The following is a 15,453-nucleotide window of genomic DNA, read 5'->3' as shown; positions in this document are numbered from 1 at the left end:
CCCGGTTTCGTGATTGAAATTATGCTATTATTCCTCTATAGGCATAATAGCTTGGTCGTGGGGGTGAATCCGATGTCGTCGAGCACAACTACGCTGCTGCAAGCGAAATGGCTGATCACGTCGTGCCGTCTTCAGGTTGCGTTTCAGCGGTTGCGTCTGTCGCTCCGTGCGTACCACGCCGATCAACCCCGCGTGCCGGCTGGACATCCGGATGGCGGCCAATGGACCGACGGCGGTACGGGCGATGGATATGATTCCGGTGACGATGCGCGGATCGCCCAAGTCTCGGATGACGCCACCCGTCGGTACACGGTCTTGCTCTACGAAGAAGAGATGCGCGGCGGCCATACGCTTCGCGAGCATGTCGGTAAGTCAGATGCGCAAATGCTGGCTCGTGTCCAGGCTAGCAAAAGAACGTTCCTGTTCGTAGACTATGGCCTTAGACGAGATGGCTCGTTCGAGTCTGTGGAGACAGCTAACGACCTCATCAATCGTACCTTGAAAGAGAATGCCTCCGAAGTTGATGACGTCGCAACCGGGACAAAGGCCAATGCATTCCTAAAGTCCCGCTTTGGATACAAAACCGGGCGGGAAGCCTACACGGCGGGGCAGCTTGAGCCGTACATGCGTACGACCTACGGTGTCGGAATCTTTATACTTCACGATCCGGGCAACCCGCGCGGGTACCGCATCCATACCGCCTATCCGCGCAACGACGGAGATTGACATGCAGGCGTCCCCGGAATTCCTGAAGTTCGGCCGTTGGTTCATGCAGGACATCGGTGGCGGCGCGCCGACGCTCAACGAGATGTATGATTTTGTTCTCAACCTCTTTCGCAGCGAGGAGCGTGTACGCCTGCGGCAGTTCATCGACCGCGCCCTCCGCGAGGCCTCCGACGAGACGTTGAAGCAATTGTGGAACGAGACTGATGCCGACATCTACTTTCCCACCGTGCAGGACCTGCGCGGGTTCTTGATCGGCGCCCGCGATCGGCTCTAAATGCCGTTTCGTTCGCCCTGCGCGGATGTCGGCAGCCTACGATAATCGCACATTTCGCGGGATGCGCGGCTCTCTCCCCCTTGTGGGGAGAGTCACGCGTACCGCCTGTCAACGCAGAGGTGTGAACCCGGTCGGTCAAAAACTCCGCGTCGGGCGGTCGAGGACGCTGCGTCCCATCAGGCTAGCGGCGAGATCCGTCATCAGGATCGCGGTGCGGCCGCGCTCGTCGAGGAAGGGGTTGAGCTCCACGAGGTCGAGGCTGCGGACGAGGCCGCTGTCGTGCAGCATCTCCATGGCGAGATGCGCCTCGCGGAACGTGGCGCCGCCCGGAACGGTGGTGCCGACGCCCGGCGCGATGGCGGGTTCGAGAAAATCGACGTCGAGGCTCACATGCAGCCACCCGCCGGCGGCAGCCACGCGTTCGAGAAAGGCCTTCAGCAGAACGCCGATGCCGAATTCGTCGATGGCGCGCATGTCGTGGACCGTGATTCCCGCCTCGCGGATCGTCCGCCGCTCCGCCGGATCGACGCTGCGCAGGCCGATCATGCAGACGTTCTCGGGCTTCACCGGCGCCACCGGCGGCGGCAGGTAGGGATCGAACCCCGGCAGGCCGAGCGCATAGGCCATCGGCACGCCGTGGAGATTGCCGCTCGTCGTCGTCTCGAGGGTGTGGAGATCGGGATGGGCATCGAGCCAGAGCACATGCAACTCGCGCCCCTCCTCGGCCGCGCGCCGGCTCATTCCCGATACCGAGCCCGCCGAGAGACTGTGGTCGCCGCCGAGGAAGATCGGCATCCCTTCGCTCGCCGCCCGATAGGCGGCCTCGGAGAGGGCCTCGGTCCAGAGCGCGAACTCGGACAGCTTGGTCAGGTTCGGGTTGGGATGGTCGACCGCCGCCCCGCGTGGCGGGGCGATGTTGCCGCGATCTTCGACGATCAGCCCGAGTGATACGAGCGTCTCACTGAATCCGGCCGCCCGGTAGGCGCTCGGTCCCATATCGCAGCCGAGGCGGCGCGTACCATCCTGGACCGGGACGCCGATGAGGATGCAGCGTTTCTCGTCCATGCGTTCATTCTCCGAATCGATAGTTCATGAGCGCGGCATCCGCGAAGGCACGGGCCGCGAGGTCATGGAAGGGCGGCACCATCGCCGCCGGTTCAGGCTTCCGCACGCAGAAGCATCCCGAACAGGTCTCGGGGATCGTCGGGGTCGGCGAGCAGGTCGAGATCGTCGAAGAAGCGTGTGCCCGTGAGCGCCGACCTCACGTAGCGCAGGGCCGAAAAATCCTCGACGGCGAAGCCGACGGAATCGAACAGCGTGATCTGACGGCCGTCGCGGCGACCCACCGCCTCACCCGCGATCACCTGCCACAACTCGGTGACCGGGTGATCGGCGGGCAATTGCTGGATCTCGCCCTCGATCCGGGTCTGAGGAGCATATTCGACGAATATGTCCGACCGCCGGAGAATGTCGGAATGCAATTCCGTCTTGCCCGGACAATCGCCGCCGACCGCGTTGATGTGGATGCCGGGTCCGACGAGGTTGTCGGTGAGGATGGTGGCGCATTGCTTGTCGGCCGTCGCCGTCGTGACGATCTGCGCCCCCTCCACGGCCTCTTCGGTGCTGGAGCAGATGCGGATGTCGAAACCGAAGCGGGCGAGATTGCGCCGGCACTTGGCGCTCGCGGCGGGATCGATGTCGTAGAGGCGCAACGCGTCGATGCCCAGGAGGGCCTTGAAGGCCAGCGCCTGAAACTCAGCCTGGGCGCCGTTTCCGATGATCGCCATGGTCCGCGCGCTCTTCGGAGCGAGGTACTTGGCGGCGACCGCCGACATGGCGGCGGTGCGCAACGCCGTGAGGATCGTCATCTCGGTGAGCAGCATGGGATAGCCGTTGCCCACATCCGCCAGCACACCGAAGGCGGTCACGGTCTGGCGTCCGCTATGGGCATTCTTCGGGTGCCCGTTGACGTATTTGAAGCCGTAGGTCGTCCCGTCGCTGGTCGGCATCAGTTCGATCACGCCCTCGGCGCTGTGGGAGGCCACGCGAGGCTGCTTGTCGAACACGTGCCAGCGCCGGAAATCCTCCTCGATCGTGGCGGCCAGTTCGGTGAGGAACCGCTCGATCCCGGTCGCGAGGACCAGCTTCATCATGTTGTCGACGCTGACGAAGGGAACGACGTTCAAATTAACCGACATGGTGCCGCATTTCCTTAAACCTTGAAGCTGCCACGGCGGCTATGTGCGGCCCGGCCATTTCCATCCTCGTCGCACCGCCACGCCTGCGCGCAGACACCGTGCTCGATGTCGACCATCCGCCGTCCACGCGATCCCCGCCTCTCGAGACCGTGCGAAAAGGTCGTTCCGGCAGGGGGAGAGTGATCCCGGCATCGATCCCGCATACGGATCGGACATGGCCGTTCCGGGCGCTTCCCGAATGGAACACGCATTACATGTTTGAGGAGACAAAAGAACCAGCCTCGAACATCTTCTTTTCACTTCGTTGAAGCGACAAAGGCCAATACAGGCGAATCCGGATGGCGGCATAGCCCTTGCGGAGGGAAACCTGCATTGTCGCCGGCACGCCTTCGTCTCAGGCGCCATGGGGTATCGTTGCAGTGTGGTCGCGGATCGGATCGGGCGGCGAGTGGCGGGCTGCCGTGATGAGGCGCAAGCCGGTGGCGGACCCGACCGAGGTCGGCGCCGGAACGCCTCCCCTCGAACGATCCATCGGCCTGTTCCGCCTCGTCATGCTGGGCGTCGGCGCGACGGTCGGCACGGGCATCTTCGTGATCCTGAGCGCCGCCGTGCCGGAGGCCGGCCCCGCCATCCTGGTCTCGTTCGTCCTGGCAGCGGTCACGGCGGGGCTCACCGCGCTCTGCTACGCCGAACTGGCCTCGGCCCTTCCCCTCTCGGGTTCGTCCTATTCCTATGCCTACGCCACCCTCGGCGAACTCGCCGCCTTCCTGGTCGGGGCCTGCCTCCTCCTCGAATACGCCGTCTCCGCCTCGGCCATCGCGGTGGGGTGGGGGCAGTATCTCAACGAGATCTTCGCGGCCCTGGTCGGCTGGACCATGCCGGCCTCCATTAGCCAGCCTCCCGGCCGTGGCGGCTACGTCAACCTGCCTGCCGTTGTGCTCATCGCCCTGTGCGGCCTGCTGCTTCTGCGCGGTGCGGCCGAATCCACCGCGATCAACGCGGTTCTCGTGCTGGTGAAACTCGCGGTGCTGGTCTTCTTCGCCATCGTCGCCCTGACGGCCTTCAGGCCCGAGAACTTGAGGCCCTTCGCGCCCTTCGGCTGGGCCGGCATCGCCACCGCCGCCTCGACGATCTTCTTCTCCTATATCGGGCTCGACACGATCTCCACGGCGAGCGAGGAGGTGCGTGATCCGGCCCGGACGCTGCCCCTCGGCATCATCCTCTCCCTCGTCATCGTCACCGCGATCTACCTCCTCGTCGCCTTCGCGGGGATCGGCGCCCAGCCCTGGACCCTGTTTTCGGGGCAGGATGCCGGCCTGGCGGTGATCCTGCGAAACGTCACCGGAACGGCATGGCCGGCCCTCGTCCTCTCCATCGGCGCCGTGATCTCGATCTTCTCGGTGACCCTGGTGACGATGTACGGCCAGACCCGCATCCTCTTCGCCATGAGCCGGGACGGGCTGCTGCCGAAGGTCTTCCAGAGGGTCGATCGGCGAACCCGGAACCCGAACGGCAACACGCTCTTCGTGGCCCTCTTCGTCGCCCTGCTCGCGGCGCTGGTTCCCCTCGACGTGCTCGCCAATCTGACGAGCATGGGCACGCTGGTCGCCTTCGCGGCCGTATCCCTCAGCGTCATCATCCTGCGCCGGACGCGACCCGATCTTCCGCGAGGATTCCGGGTTCCGTTCTTTCCGTTCGTGCCGATCGCCAGTCTCGGCTGCTGCCTCGCCCTCATCGCCGCGCTACCGCGCGACACCTACCTGCTCTTCGCAGTCTGGATCGCCGTCGCGCTCGCGATCTACGCCGCCTACTCGCTGCGCCATTCCCGCCTCGCGAGGGCCCGAGACCTCGATCGGCCGGCCTCGGCGGGCCGATGAGGCTTGCGCTTCCCGCCTGGAATTTCCAGTTGACGATCGGTTGTCCCTGAAACCCGGTCGAGCGCGACGATGCCCCGCTTCTTCTTTCACACCCATATCGGCCGGGAGGTCATCACCGATGCCACCGGGACTGAATTGAGGGATGCCGACCATGCCTGGGAGGTCGCACGCGATACGATTCAGGCGACGATGAGCGAGACGGAGGCTCAGGCGCGGCTGATGGGAGCGGTCCTCGTCGTCACCGACGAATCCGGCGAGACCGTTCTCGAATTTCCGTTCTCCGAAGTCATCGCCGTCGCACCGGAATCCGGACCGACGCTGCATTGATGTGCGCCGACCGATTCATCGGGTCTTGGACCCGGCATCGTCCGCCTCGACCGCTCGTCTGATCGCCTCCAGCAGGGCGCCCTCGAACAGGAGGGCGGAGCCGTAGTGGAAATCGAGGTCGAAGGGCCGTCGCGAGTTCATCGAGAGCGACGCGCTCTGCATGGCGACGAGACGCGCCGACAGGTCGAACAGGCCTGAGCCGGAACCGCCGAAGCCGTCGTTGCAATTGTGCCGGACGCGGCGGATGTCGTCCTCCGTCGGCGTGTCGACCTGCTGGATCGTGCACGTCTCCGTGCTGCTCGGCCCGCGATAATTCTCGTGTCCGCCGGGCGAGACCATCACGATCGGAATTTCGGCGGTGCCCGTCTTGAGAGCGGGCGCTTCGGGAACCGGCTGCGGCGGAACCCCCACGACAGGCTCGACGAGGTCGATCAGCGCCCAATCGTCGGTGATGTGCAGAGCCTTGGCGTCTGAGGCCGCGCCGAGGCGAAGGCTCGACGGGACGAACGTGTAGTTGCGGCCGCCGATCTGGAAGAAGCAATCCTCTACCTCCCGCGTCACCTCCATCCGCCGGTTGCGGAAGTTATGGGCGTTGAGCACCACGAGGCGCGGCGAGCCGACGAGCCAGGCGGCAGCCGCCTTCTGCGGAATGCCATCGGGCCGGCGGTGACAGAACAGGACCCCCGCACCGGGATATCGGGTGATATCCGCTCCGGTCAGGTCGCGGCGACCGTCATGCGGATACAGGGCCGCCATGCGGAGTTCTTCCGCCGCCGCGGCGCCGATCCATTCCTCCCTCGACGGCCCGAATCCCGGACCCGCCAACCCGATCAGGCACATCCCTATCCGGGCCGATATCCATCTCGGCCGGATCCGGCTTCTCCGCTTCGGGCAAAACCGGCGTTCGGCTGCGACATGAATCATCTGCGACGTCAACCAATGCTGATGCTGCGCCATCGCCGCCCGGTCCGGGGGGAGGGCGGTTCGAGACGATCCCGTGCCCCGGACAAGCGGATCCTCGACCGCCGGGACACCCTACCGAGCGGTTATCCGGGCTGGCCGAAACGGTTGAGGACCGTATCCGCCTGCCACCTATTCCGGCGGATCCTTCTTGACGGACACACATATCTTCACGGCCGATTCCAGCTTGATGTCGCCGGGATTGCCGATGTTCGCCGTCTCTTCCAGGCAGCGGATGAAGTAGTTCTGGTCGAGCTCCGCGTTCAGACTCGAAAACGCCTTGCCCATGCGGGTCGCGAAATCGACCTTCTCGTCAGTGGAGGCGCGCGGCCAACGCGACACCTTGTCGTCCATCGTCAATCGTGCTGCCTCGGCAATCGACGGCAGGACAATTAGGCAAAACAAGAGTGCACTTGTTCTTCTCAGCATCGATTGTTCTCGTTTTTGTTTCCAACCTTACTCCATTTTAGCGCCGAGCGGCCGCGAGTAAAGCTTAGGCTCGCGACAAGAGGACGGTTTTCCTGAACCGCGATTGTATTCGAAACGCGCGGGTCTGATCCTCGGCCCTTGCCCCTGCAAATTTTTCCCTCACCGGAGCCTGCGCCGAACGACTCGCGCACGATCCGCGCGACGTCTTTCACAATCGACGCAAAATTCGTTTCTCCGGGTCGAGAGACAAGTCGAGTTCGACGACAACAATGGTGAACGGACTGCATAAATGCACCGAACCAGTTGCCAAATCATCCTGTAAAAAAAGGTTGAAGTGGCTAAAGACATCAGGCAAATCAAATGATTATATAGCTAGCCGATGGATCAGTAATAAATCTTTTATAAGAACGACCAAAGTCAGGTTAGTCTTATGAATACGATTTTACATCATCAGATCGACCGATTTCTTGCTGAAGCGGCGAAAGCAATGGCTGCGGCCGGCCCTCACGGGACGAGCACGCAGCAGAAGGGCAGGAGACGCAGAATGAACAGGTTACTGAATTCAGTCTCGGTGCTGGCCGTTTTGGCCCTGGCGCCGATCGGATTGTCAGGGATCGCCTCAGCTAACGACAAGCTCATCGATCTGTCGAACAGCGATGAAAACTGGGTGATGCCGGGCAAGAACTACGATTCGGACAATTACAGCAAGCTCAAGCAGATCAACACCACGAACGTGAAGGACCTGAAGGTCTCCTGGACGTTCTCGACCGGCCTGCTCAACGGCCACGAAGGCGCGCCCGTCGTCGTCGACAACAAGATGTACATCCACACCTCCTTCCCGAACAACACGTTCGCGCTCGGCCTCGACGATCCGGGCAAGATCCTGTGGCAAGACAAGCCCAAGCAGAACCCGGCCGCCCGCGCCGTAGCCTGCTGCGATCTCGTGAACCGCGGCCTCGCCTACTGGCCCGGCGACGGCAAGACCCCGGCCCTGATCCTCAAGACGCTGCTCGACGGCAACGTCATGGCGCTCAATGCCGAGACCGGCGAGACAGTGTGGAAGGTCGAGAATTCCGACATCAAGGTCGGTTCGACGCTCACGATCGCTCCCTACGTGGTCAAGGACAAGGTCATCATCGGGTCTTCGGGCGCCGAGCTCGGCGTGCGCGGCTACCTCACCGCCTATGACGTGAAGACCGGTTCCCAGGTCTGGCGCGCCTATGCGACCGGCCCGGACAAGGACCTGCTGCTGGCCTCCGACTTCAACGTCAAGAACGCCCATTACGGTCAGAAGGGCCTCGGCACCTCCACCTGGGAGGGCGATGCCTGGAAAATCGGCGGCGGCACCAACTGGGGCTGGTACGCCTACGATCCCGGCACCAACCTGATCTATTTCGGCACCGGCAACCCGGCGCCGTGGAACGAGACCATGCGTCCCGGTGACAACAAGTGGACGATGACTATCTTCGGCCGCGACGCCGATACCGGTGAAGCCAAGTTCGGCTACCAGAAGACCCCGCACGACGAGTGGGATTACGCCGGCGTCAACGTGATGATGCTGTCGAACCAGAAGGATAAGGACGGCAAGGACCGCAAGCTCCTGACCCATCCGGACCGGAACGGCATTGTCTACACCCTCGACCGGACCGACGGTTCGCTGGTCTCGGCCAACAAGATCGACGACACGGTCAACGTGTTCAAGTCGGTCGACCTGAAGACCGGTCAGCCGGTGCGCGATCCCGAATACGGCACCCGGATGGACCATCTCGCCAAGGACGTCTGCCCCTCGGCGATGGGCTACCACAACCAGGGCCACGATTCCTACGATCCCGAGCGCAAGCTCTTCTTCATGGGCATCAACCACATCTGCATGGATTGGGAGCCCTTCATGCTTCCCTACCGTGCCGGTCAGTTCTTCGTCGGCGCCACACTCAACATGTATCCCGGCCCGAAGGGCGATCGCCAGAACTACGAAGGTCTGGGTCAGATCAAGGGCTACAACGCCATCACCGGCGAGTTCAAATGGGAGAAGATGGAGCGCTTCGCCGTCTGGGGCGGAACGACGGCCACCGCCGGCGGTCTCGTGTTCTACGGAACGCTGGACGGCTACATCAAGGCGCGCAACTCGGACAACGGAGACCTTCTCTGGAAGTTCAAGATGCCGTCCGGCGCCATCGGCTACCCGATCACCTACACCCACAAGGGTGACCAATACGTCGCCATCTATTACGGCGTCGGCGGCTGGCCGGGTGTCGGCCTCGTGTTCGACCTCCAGGATCCGACGGCCGGTCTCGGCGCGGTCGGTGCCTTCAAGAAACTCGCCAACTACACCCAGATGGGCGGCGGCGTGATGGTGTTCTCGCTGAACGGCAAGGGTCCTTACGACGATCCGAGCATCGGCGAGTACCAGACGGCCGCCAAGTAAATCTCAAGCAACGCTGCGAGCGGGACTTTCGTCCGCGCTCACAGCCAAGGTCCCCGCCGGTCGTCGTGCCGGCGGGGACAATGCGAGACGAAAACCTCGGCCCCTGGGCACGCCATGCCCGCGCCGCCGGGGTGACCGCACGCCCGAGCCTTCCCGGCCGGAACGCTCGCGGCCCGAGACCGCACAAGACTTCGCGCCGCGATCTCGACGCCTCATCTCAAGAAAAACGGAAATGCTCCATGTCGTTCGTCAACGGACGCCGCACGTCGGCGCTCTCCGCAGCGGCCCTGTCCGCGGCGGTTCTACTGGCCCTCGGCGGCGTATCCGTCGCTCAGACCGGCACACAGGCCGCCGATTCCCAGGCGTCGGGCGACAGCGTCCTCCGGGTCTGCGCCGCCAACCAGCCTCCGCTCTCGATGAAGGACGGGACAGGGCTCGAAAACCGCATCGTCTCCGCCGTCGCGGAGGCCATGGGCCGCAAGGCGCAGTTCGTCTGGTCCGACAAGGCGGCGATCTATCTCGTGCGGGACAGCCTCGACAAGAAGCTGTGCGACGTCGTGGTCGGCCTCGACAGCGACGACCCGCGCGTCCTCGCGACGAAGCCCTATTACCGCAGCGGCTACGTCTTCATCACCCGCGCGGACAGGGACCTCGACATCAAGTCCTGGACCGACCCGCGCCTCAAGACGATCGACCACATGGTCGTCGGCTTCGGCACGCCCGGCGAGGCGATGCTGAAGGATATCGGCCGCTACGAAGAGGACATGGCCTACCTCTACTCGCTGGTGAACTTCCGCGCGGCCCGCAACACCTACACTCAGATCGATCCGGCCCGGATGGTCAGCGAAGTCGTCGCGAACAAGGCCGACGTCGCCGTGGCCTTCGCCCCGGACGTCGCCCGCTACGTCAAGGATTCGAGCCAGCCCCTGCGCATGACGCCCGTGCCCGACGACACGATGCGCAGCGACGGCCAGAAGATGCCCCAGAGCTTCGACCAGTCCATGGGCGTCCGGCGTGACGACCAGGCGCTGAAGACCGCTCTCGACGCGGCGATCACCAAGGCCAGGCCACGGATCGAGGCGATCCTGCGCCAGGACGGCGTGCCCACCACCGCCGCCTCCAACTGATTGTCCAACCCTGTCCCGCGTCGCCGGTGCGATCGCACCGGTACGCCCACCTCGGCCGCAAGTCCGGGGATAAACAGAGCAGATTCATGCGTCACACGAACCGTGTCATCGCCGCCCTTCTCGGGCTCGGCCTCGCCTCCGCAGGCGCGGCGGCCCTGGCCCAGCCGAATGCGGGCCCCTCCACCGGCATGACCTTCCGCAACACCGTCACCGGCGAGCAGCTCGATACGTCCGAGGGCAAGGAGGGCGGCCGCGACACTCAAGCGGTCAAGGAGTTCTTCCAGACCGGCAAGAACAGTTACATCGACGACAAGTCATGCCTGCGCAACGGCGAATCCCTGTTCGCGACGTCCTGCTCCGGCTGTCACGGTCATCTCGCCGAAGGCAAGCTCGGACCGGGCCTCAACGACAATTACTGGACCTATCCGTCCAACACCGAGGATACGGGCCTGTTCGCCACGATCTTCGGCGGCGCCAACGGCATGATGGGTCCTCACAACGAAAACCTGAACCCGGACGAGATGCTCCAGGTCATCACCTGGATCCGCCATCTCTATACTGGTCCGGTCAAGGATGCTGTCTGGCTCAACGATGAGCAAAAGAAGAAATACACGCCCTACAAGCAGGGCGAGACCTTCCCCACGGACGTGAAGGGCCAGTGCAAGCCGCTGGAATGAGCGTTCGAGGAAGTCACCTCGCGCGAGGGGACATCGCGCGGTGAGCGAGAAGCGGCGAACGCCGTAACAATCAAAACCAGAGGAGACGACCATGCGGACATTCATCACGGCCCTGGCAATCGGTGCGGGCGCGCTGCTCGCCGTTCCCGCGCTCGCCTATGACGGCACCAAGTGCAAGGCCGCCGGCAATTGCTGGGAGCCCAAGCCCGGCTTCCCCGAGAAGATCGCCGGCTCGAAATACGATCCGAAGCACGACCCGAAGGAACTCAGCAAGCAGGCGGATTCGATCAAGCAGATGGAGGAGCGCAACGCCAAGCGCATCGAAGCCGCCAAGAAGACCGGCAAGTTCGAATACGACGTCACCAAGCTTTCCTCCAACTAACGTCGCCGCCGCCCTCACATCGGGGCGGCCATCACGGTGACCGCGATCCCCCCTGGCGCCTGGACCGCTCCGTCGGGAGATCGCGGCCACTGTCCTCAAAGGCAAACCCCATGAACGACATCCGCTCCGGCGACGCGATGCTCACCGACTGGCGCGAGGCGGCCGGCCGGTTCGAACGCACGGTTCGCGGCGCCGTCGTCGGCCAGGACCGCGCGATCAGACTCCTCACCATCGCGCTGTTCGCCCGCGGCCACGTGCTGCTGGAAGGGGATGTCGGCGTGGGCAAGACCACCCTGCTGCGCGCCGTGGCGCGCGCCCTCGGCGGCGCCTATGAGCGGATCGAGGGCACGGTGGACATGATGCCGTCCGACCTCATCTACCACACCTACCTCGCCGATGACGGCCGCCCCCGCGTCGAGCCGGGTCCGGTCCTGCGGCAATCCGAAGACCTGTCGATCTTCTTCTTCAACGAGATCAACCGTGCGCGACCGCAGGTCCATTCGCTCCTGCTCCGCCTCATGGCCGAGCGCAGCCTGAACGCGTTCAACCGCGAGTATCGCTTCCCCAATCTCCAGGTCTTCGCCGACCGCAACCGCGTCGAACGCGAGGAGACCTTCGAATTGCCGGCCGCCGCCCGCGACCGCTTCATGATGGAGATCGGGCTCGACGCACCGCGCGATGCCGAGGCGCGCCGCGCGCTGGTGTTCGACCCGCGCTTCCACGACACCGACGCGCTCATCGCCGGCATCGACGGCGGCGTCCTCGATCACGCCGCCATGGCCGGGATCGGCGCCGCGATCCAGCACGGCATCCAGGCAAGCCCCGCCATCGAGGCCTATGTGGTCGGACTCTGGGAAGCTCTGGTACGCCCGGCCGAGGCCGGCATCCGGCTGTCCGGCATCGACATGTCGGCACTGATCCAGGGCGGCGCCTCGCCGCGCGGCGTCGCCTTCCTCGTCCGCGCCGCCCGCGTCCGCGCCTGGCTCGAGGGCCGCGACTGGCTCGTGCCCGAGGATATCCGCGCGATCTTCCCCGAGGTGATGGCGCACAGGGTGTTCCTCGAACCGATCTACGAGATGCGTCGCAGCACCATCGTGCCGGAGCTGTGCCGGGCCGTGTTCGACACGGTTCCCGCACCGTGACGGGCTCCGAGCCGGTCCCGGACATCGTCTACCGCCCCCGCGGCCGCGTTCCCGGCACGGCGGCCGGCGCCCATCGTGGCCGCGATGCCGGCGGCCTCGGCACCTTCCGCGATCAGGTTCCGTTCCTTAGGATGCCGGATGCCCGCCGCATCGATGTGCGCTCGACCCTGCGCGATCCGTTCGAAGGCACCTATGTCCGTCGCTTCGAGAGCCGCACGGCCCTGGAAGTCTGGGCGCTGGTCGACCTGTCCGCCTCCATGCGGTTTTCCGGTGAGGCCGACCGGATGGAGCTGGTCTGCGCCCTCTGCAGATGTCTCGCCGCCTCGGCCACCCGCATCGGCGACGCCTTCGGCCTGATCGGCTGCGACGGGTCCGTGCGCGAGGACGTCTTCCTGCCGGCGAGCCGGCGCCGCAGCATCGCCGACGAGGCGGCGTCCCGCCTCAAAGAGGCCGCCTGCACCGCGGACCGCGCGGACGGGATGGAGCAGGCGGCCCGCCGCCTCGTCGGCCGGCCCAAGATCGTGTTCCTGGTCTCGGACTTCCGCTGGCCGGAAGCCTCCATCGCGAACACCTTCGCTTGCCTGTCGCGTCACGACCTCGTGCCGGTGGTCGTCGCCGACGCGGCCGAGGAGGACGGGCTTCCCGAATGGGGCCTGATGGAACTCGACGATCTCGAAGTCGCCGGGCGCCGTGTCGTCTTCATGCGCCCGAGCCTGCGCCGGCGCTGGATCGCCCGCGAGGCGGAGCGGGCCGAAATCCTCCGCCGGATCGCCTCCACTTACGGGCGCCCGCCCTTCCGTCTATCCGGGCAGCTCGACCCGGACGCGGTCAGCCGCCACCTGTTGGCGAGCTGAAGCCCCAATGCGCCGCTTCGCCCCACTCCTCTTCCTCCTCTGCTCGACCGCCGCCGCACAGGCCCAGGTGCGCTCCGTCGAGGTGCGCACGCCGCGCCCGTTCGGGTATTTTCTCGGCGATCTCGTGCGCGCGCAGATCGACATCGTCGTCGAGCCCGGCTTCGCCCTTCAGGCCGCGTCGCTGCCCCAGCCCGGCGCCATCGCCTATTGGCTCGATCTCCGGACCGTCGCCGTATCCGAAGCCGCGGCGGGCGATGGCCGCCGCGTGCGCCTCGATCTCACCTACCAGAACTTCTACGCCGCTCTCGATGCGCGGGCGCTGGAGATCCCGGGCTTTGCCGTCACCTTCGTGAGCGACACCGACACAGGCGCGACCACGGCCAAGGCGCAGGTCCCGTCATGGTCGTTCACCATCTCGCCCCTGCGCGAGATCCAGCCGCCGGCCCGCGAGGATCCTCGGAGCTACATGCGCCCGGACGGGCGCGTTGCGGGCCTCGATCCGCAACCGCTACTCGTCGGAGGTGCCGGCTTTGCGGCCATGGCCCTCCTCGCCTTCGCCGGGCTCGCCTGGGACCGGACGTGGTGGCCGTTCGCCAAGCGGGGCGGGCGGGCCTTCGCCCTGTGCCTGCGCCGGCTGCATTCGCTGGCCGGCCGGAACGACGCCGAGACCGCCTATGGGGAGGCGCTGCTGGCCCTTCACCGCGCCCTCGACGAGACCGACGGCCGCCGGGTTCTGGCCGACGACCTTCCCGCCTTCCTCGTCCGGCACCCCACCTATGGCCGGGAGATGGCGGGCCTCGCCGCATTACTCGACGCCTCGCGCCACAGCTTCTTCGGGACCGGTCCGGCGGCCGGCATGCGCCGTCTGCCCCTGGCCGAGATCGTCTCGCTGGCGCGGCGGCTCGCCGCCATCGAGCGCGCATCGTGAGCGCCGCCTTGATGCGCCTTTCCGCCGATACTCCCTGGGTGCTGTGGCTGATGCCCCTGGCATTCCTGCCGCTCGCCGTCTCGAGCCAGCGGGTGACGCAGGTCTCCAGCATCGCGGCCGGTCCCGTCGACGGCCTCTCGCGGCTGATCGGGTGGATCCTGCGCGCCGCCGGAATCCTCGCCATCGCCGGCCTCGTCGTCGCTTTGTCGGGCCCCTACAGAACGGGCGAGACCATCACCCGCACCGGCATCGGCGCGCAGGTCTCGGTGCTGGTCGACCGTTCGGGGAGCATGAACGAGACCTTCGCCGGGCGTCAGCCCTCGGGGGCCGAGGAATCGAAGGCGGCGGCCTCGCGCCGGCTGCTCGGCGATTTCGTCGGCAGCCGCGCCCATGACCAGTTCGCCGTCACCGCCTTCTCGACGGCGCCCATGCTCGTGGTGCCGATGACCGACCGGCACGAGGCGGTCCGCGCGGCCATCGCCGCCATAGACCGGCCGGGCCTCGACTACACCAACGTCGCGCGCGGGCTCGCCATGGCGCTCTCACAGTTCGGAGCCACCGGGGGCAACGTCTCGCGCGCCCTGCTCATCGTCTCCGACGGCGCGGCGGTGATCGACCCGCGCGTGCAGGGAAACCTGCGCGCCGAGTTCACCCGCATCCGGCCCAACCTCTACTGGCTGTTCCTGCGCACCAAGGGCTCGCCGTCCATCGCCGACAAGCCGTCGGGCGAGGACACGCCCCAGGCCGCGCCCGAGCGCCATCTCGACCTGTTTTTCAAGAGCCTCGGCACGCCCTATCGCGCCTTCGAGGCCGAGGGCGCCGAGGCGGTGGCCGAGGCCATCCGCCAGATCGAGCGGCTGGAGCGCGACCCGATTCCCTATACCGAGCAGCGCCCGCGCCGCGACCTGTCGGGATGGGCCTATGTGCTGAGCCTGATCGGCCTTCTCGTTCTGGTCGCGGGCAAGCTCGCGGAAGCGGATCTGAGCCTGCGGCGGAGACGAGGGCGTGTCGACGCCTCGGTCGTAGAGCCGGGTACATCGAGACTCGCCACATGAGCAGGATAATCAGACTGGCATCGACTCGCGCCGCCAACCCTCCCCCCTCTGTGGGGGAGGATGGCCCTCGCG

General features: G+C 65.6%; 16 protein-coding genes. 12 read left to right on the top strand and 4 right to left on the bottom strand.

Translation table 11 applies throughout. From position 1 onward, the window contains the following. The first annotated feature begins 72 nt into the window (after positions 1-72). Together A3OK_RS24565 and A3OK_RS0109990 are read left to right on the top strand one after the other, a co-directional pair. Entirely contained in the window at positions 73-726 is a 654-nt protein-coding gene (locus A3OK_RS24565; protein ID WP_245259337.1) for an RNase A-like domain-containing protein, read from the top strand. A gap of 1 nt (position 727) precedes the next feature. Further along, positions 728-1,000 carry a hypothetical protein gene (locus A3OK_RS0109990; protein ID WP_019904731.1) on the top strand — a complete coding sequence of 91 codons (273 nt, stop codon included), beginning with the start codon at positions 728-730 and terminating at the stop codon, positions 998-1,000. A 135-nt stretch (positions 1,001-1,135) separates the two neighbouring features. Here A3OK_RS0109990 and rocF read toward each other — a convergent pair whose 3' ends face one another. Both rocF and A3OK_RS0109975 read right to left on the bottom strand, forming a co-directional pair. Beyond that, complete coding sequence (gene rocF / locus A3OK_RS0109985) at positions 1,136-2,065, bottom strand: arginase (protein WP_019904730.1); 930 nt, start codon at positions 2,063-2,065, stop codon at positions 1,136-1,138. Between the two features lie 92 nt (positions 2,066-2,157). After that, positions 2,158-3,198, bottom strand: coding sequence for an ornithine cyclodeaminase (locus A3OK_RS0109975; RefSeq protein WP_019904728.1), 1,041 nt, complete (start codon positions 3,196-3,198; stop codon positions 2,158-2,160). Positions 3,199-3,662: 464 nt separating this feature from the next. On the opposite strand from A3OK_RS0109975, the gene A3OK_RS0109970 reads away from it, so the two are divergent. Together A3OK_RS0109970 and A3OK_RS0109965 are read left to right on the top strand one after the other, a co-directional pair. Continuing rightward, entirely contained in the window at positions 3,663-5,075 is a 1,413-nt protein-coding gene (locus A3OK_RS0109970) for an amino acid permease (RefSeq protein ID WP_019904727.1), read from the top strand. A 69-nt stretch (positions 5,076-5,144) separates the two neighbouring features. After that, the gene (locus A3OK_RS0109965; protein ID WP_019904726.1) at positions 5,145-5,402 is read left to right on the top strand and encodes a hypothetical protein; all 258 of its coding nucleotides are present in this window, start codon (positions 5,145-5,147) and stop codon (positions 5,400-5,402) included. Positions 5,403-5,417: 15 nt separating this feature from the next. On the opposite strand, the gene A3OK_RS0109960 is transcribed toward A3OK_RS0109965, so the two are convergent. Next, positions 5,418-6,158 (bottom strand): trypsin-like peptidase domain-containing protein, encoded by a 741-nt coding sequence (locus tag A3OK_RS0109960; protein WP_245259336.1) that lies wholly within the window; start codon positions 6,156-6,158, stop codon positions 5,418-5,420. Between the two features lie 336 nt (positions 6,159-6,494). After that, positions 6,495-6,716, bottom strand: coding sequence for a hypothetical protein (locus A3OK_RS0109955; protein WP_019904724.1), 222 nt, complete (start codon positions 6,714-6,716; stop codon positions 6,495-6,497). 619 nt (positions 6,717-7,335) lie between these two features. Between A3OK_RS0109955 and A3OK_RS0109950 the strand changes: the two genes are divergently transcribed. The 8 genes from A3OK_RS0109950 to A3OK_RS0109915 all read left to right on the top strand — a co-directional run bounded on the left by A3OK_RS0109950 (position 7,336) and on the right by A3OK_RS0109915 (position 15,381). Continuing rightward, on the top strand, positions 7,336-9,216 hold the full coding sequence (locus tag A3OK_RS0109950) for a methanol/ethanol family PQQ-dependent dehydrogenase (protein ID WP_026597098.1): 1,881 nt from the start codon (positions 7,336-7,338) through the stop codon (positions 9,214-9,216). A gap of 239 nt (positions 9,217-9,455) precedes the next feature. Next, positions 9,456-10,343, top strand: a complete 888-nt coding sequence (gene moxJ, locus A3OK_RS0109945; RefSeq protein WP_019904722.1) for a methanol oxidation system protein MoxJ — start codon at positions 9,456-9,458, stop codon at positions 10,341-10,343. Between the two features lie 86 nt (positions 10,344-10,429). Beyond that, positions 10,430-11,020, top strand: a complete 591-nt coding sequence (gene moxG / locus A3OK_RS0109940; protein WP_019904721.1) for a cytochrome c(L), periplasmic — start codon at positions 10,430-10,432, stop codon at positions 11,018-11,020. Positions 11,021-11,111: 91 nt separating this feature from the next. Further along, positions 11,112-11,402 carry a methanol dehydrogenase [cytochrome c] subunit gene (locus tag A3OK_RS0109935; protein ID WP_019904720.1) on the top strand — a complete coding sequence of 97 codons (291 nt, stop codon included), beginning with the start codon at positions 11,112-11,114 and terminating at the stop codon, positions 11,400-11,402. A 110-nt stretch (positions 11,403-11,512) separates the two neighbouring features. Further along, the gene (locus tag A3OK_RS0109930) at positions 11,513-12,544 is read left to right on the top strand and encodes a MoxR family ATPase (RefSeq protein WP_019904719.1); all 1,032 of its coding nucleotides are present in this window, start codon (positions 11,513-11,515) and stop codon (positions 12,542-12,544) included. A 23-nt stretch (positions 12,545-12,567) separates the two neighbouring features. Beyond that, positions 12,568-13,398 (top strand): DUF58 domain-containing protein, encoded by an 831-nt coding sequence (locus tag A3OK_RS0109925; RefSeq protein WP_245259425.1) that lies wholly within the window; start codon positions 12,568-12,570, stop codon positions 13,396-13,398. A 7-nt stretch (positions 13,399-13,405) separates the two neighbouring features. Then, positions 13,406-14,326, top strand: coding sequence for a hypothetical protein (locus tag A3OK_RS0109920; RefSeq protein ID WP_019904717.1), 921 nt, complete (start codon positions 13,406-13,408; stop codon positions 14,324-14,326). Between the two features lie 11 nt (positions 14,327-14,337). Beyond that, complete coding sequence (locus A3OK_RS0109915) at positions 14,338-15,381, top strand: vWA domain-containing protein (protein ID WP_155912146.1); 1,044 nt, start codon at positions 14,338-14,340, stop codon at positions 15,379-15,381. Positions 15,382-15,453: the final 72 nt, after the last annotated feature.

Source organism: Methylobacterium sp. 77, from assembly GCF_000372825.1.
Classification (GTDB): Bacteria; Pseudomonadota; Alphaproteobacteria; order Rhizobiales; family Beijerinckiaceae; genus Methylobacterium.
This window is presented reverse-complemented; position numbering and strand designations above follow the sequence as displayed.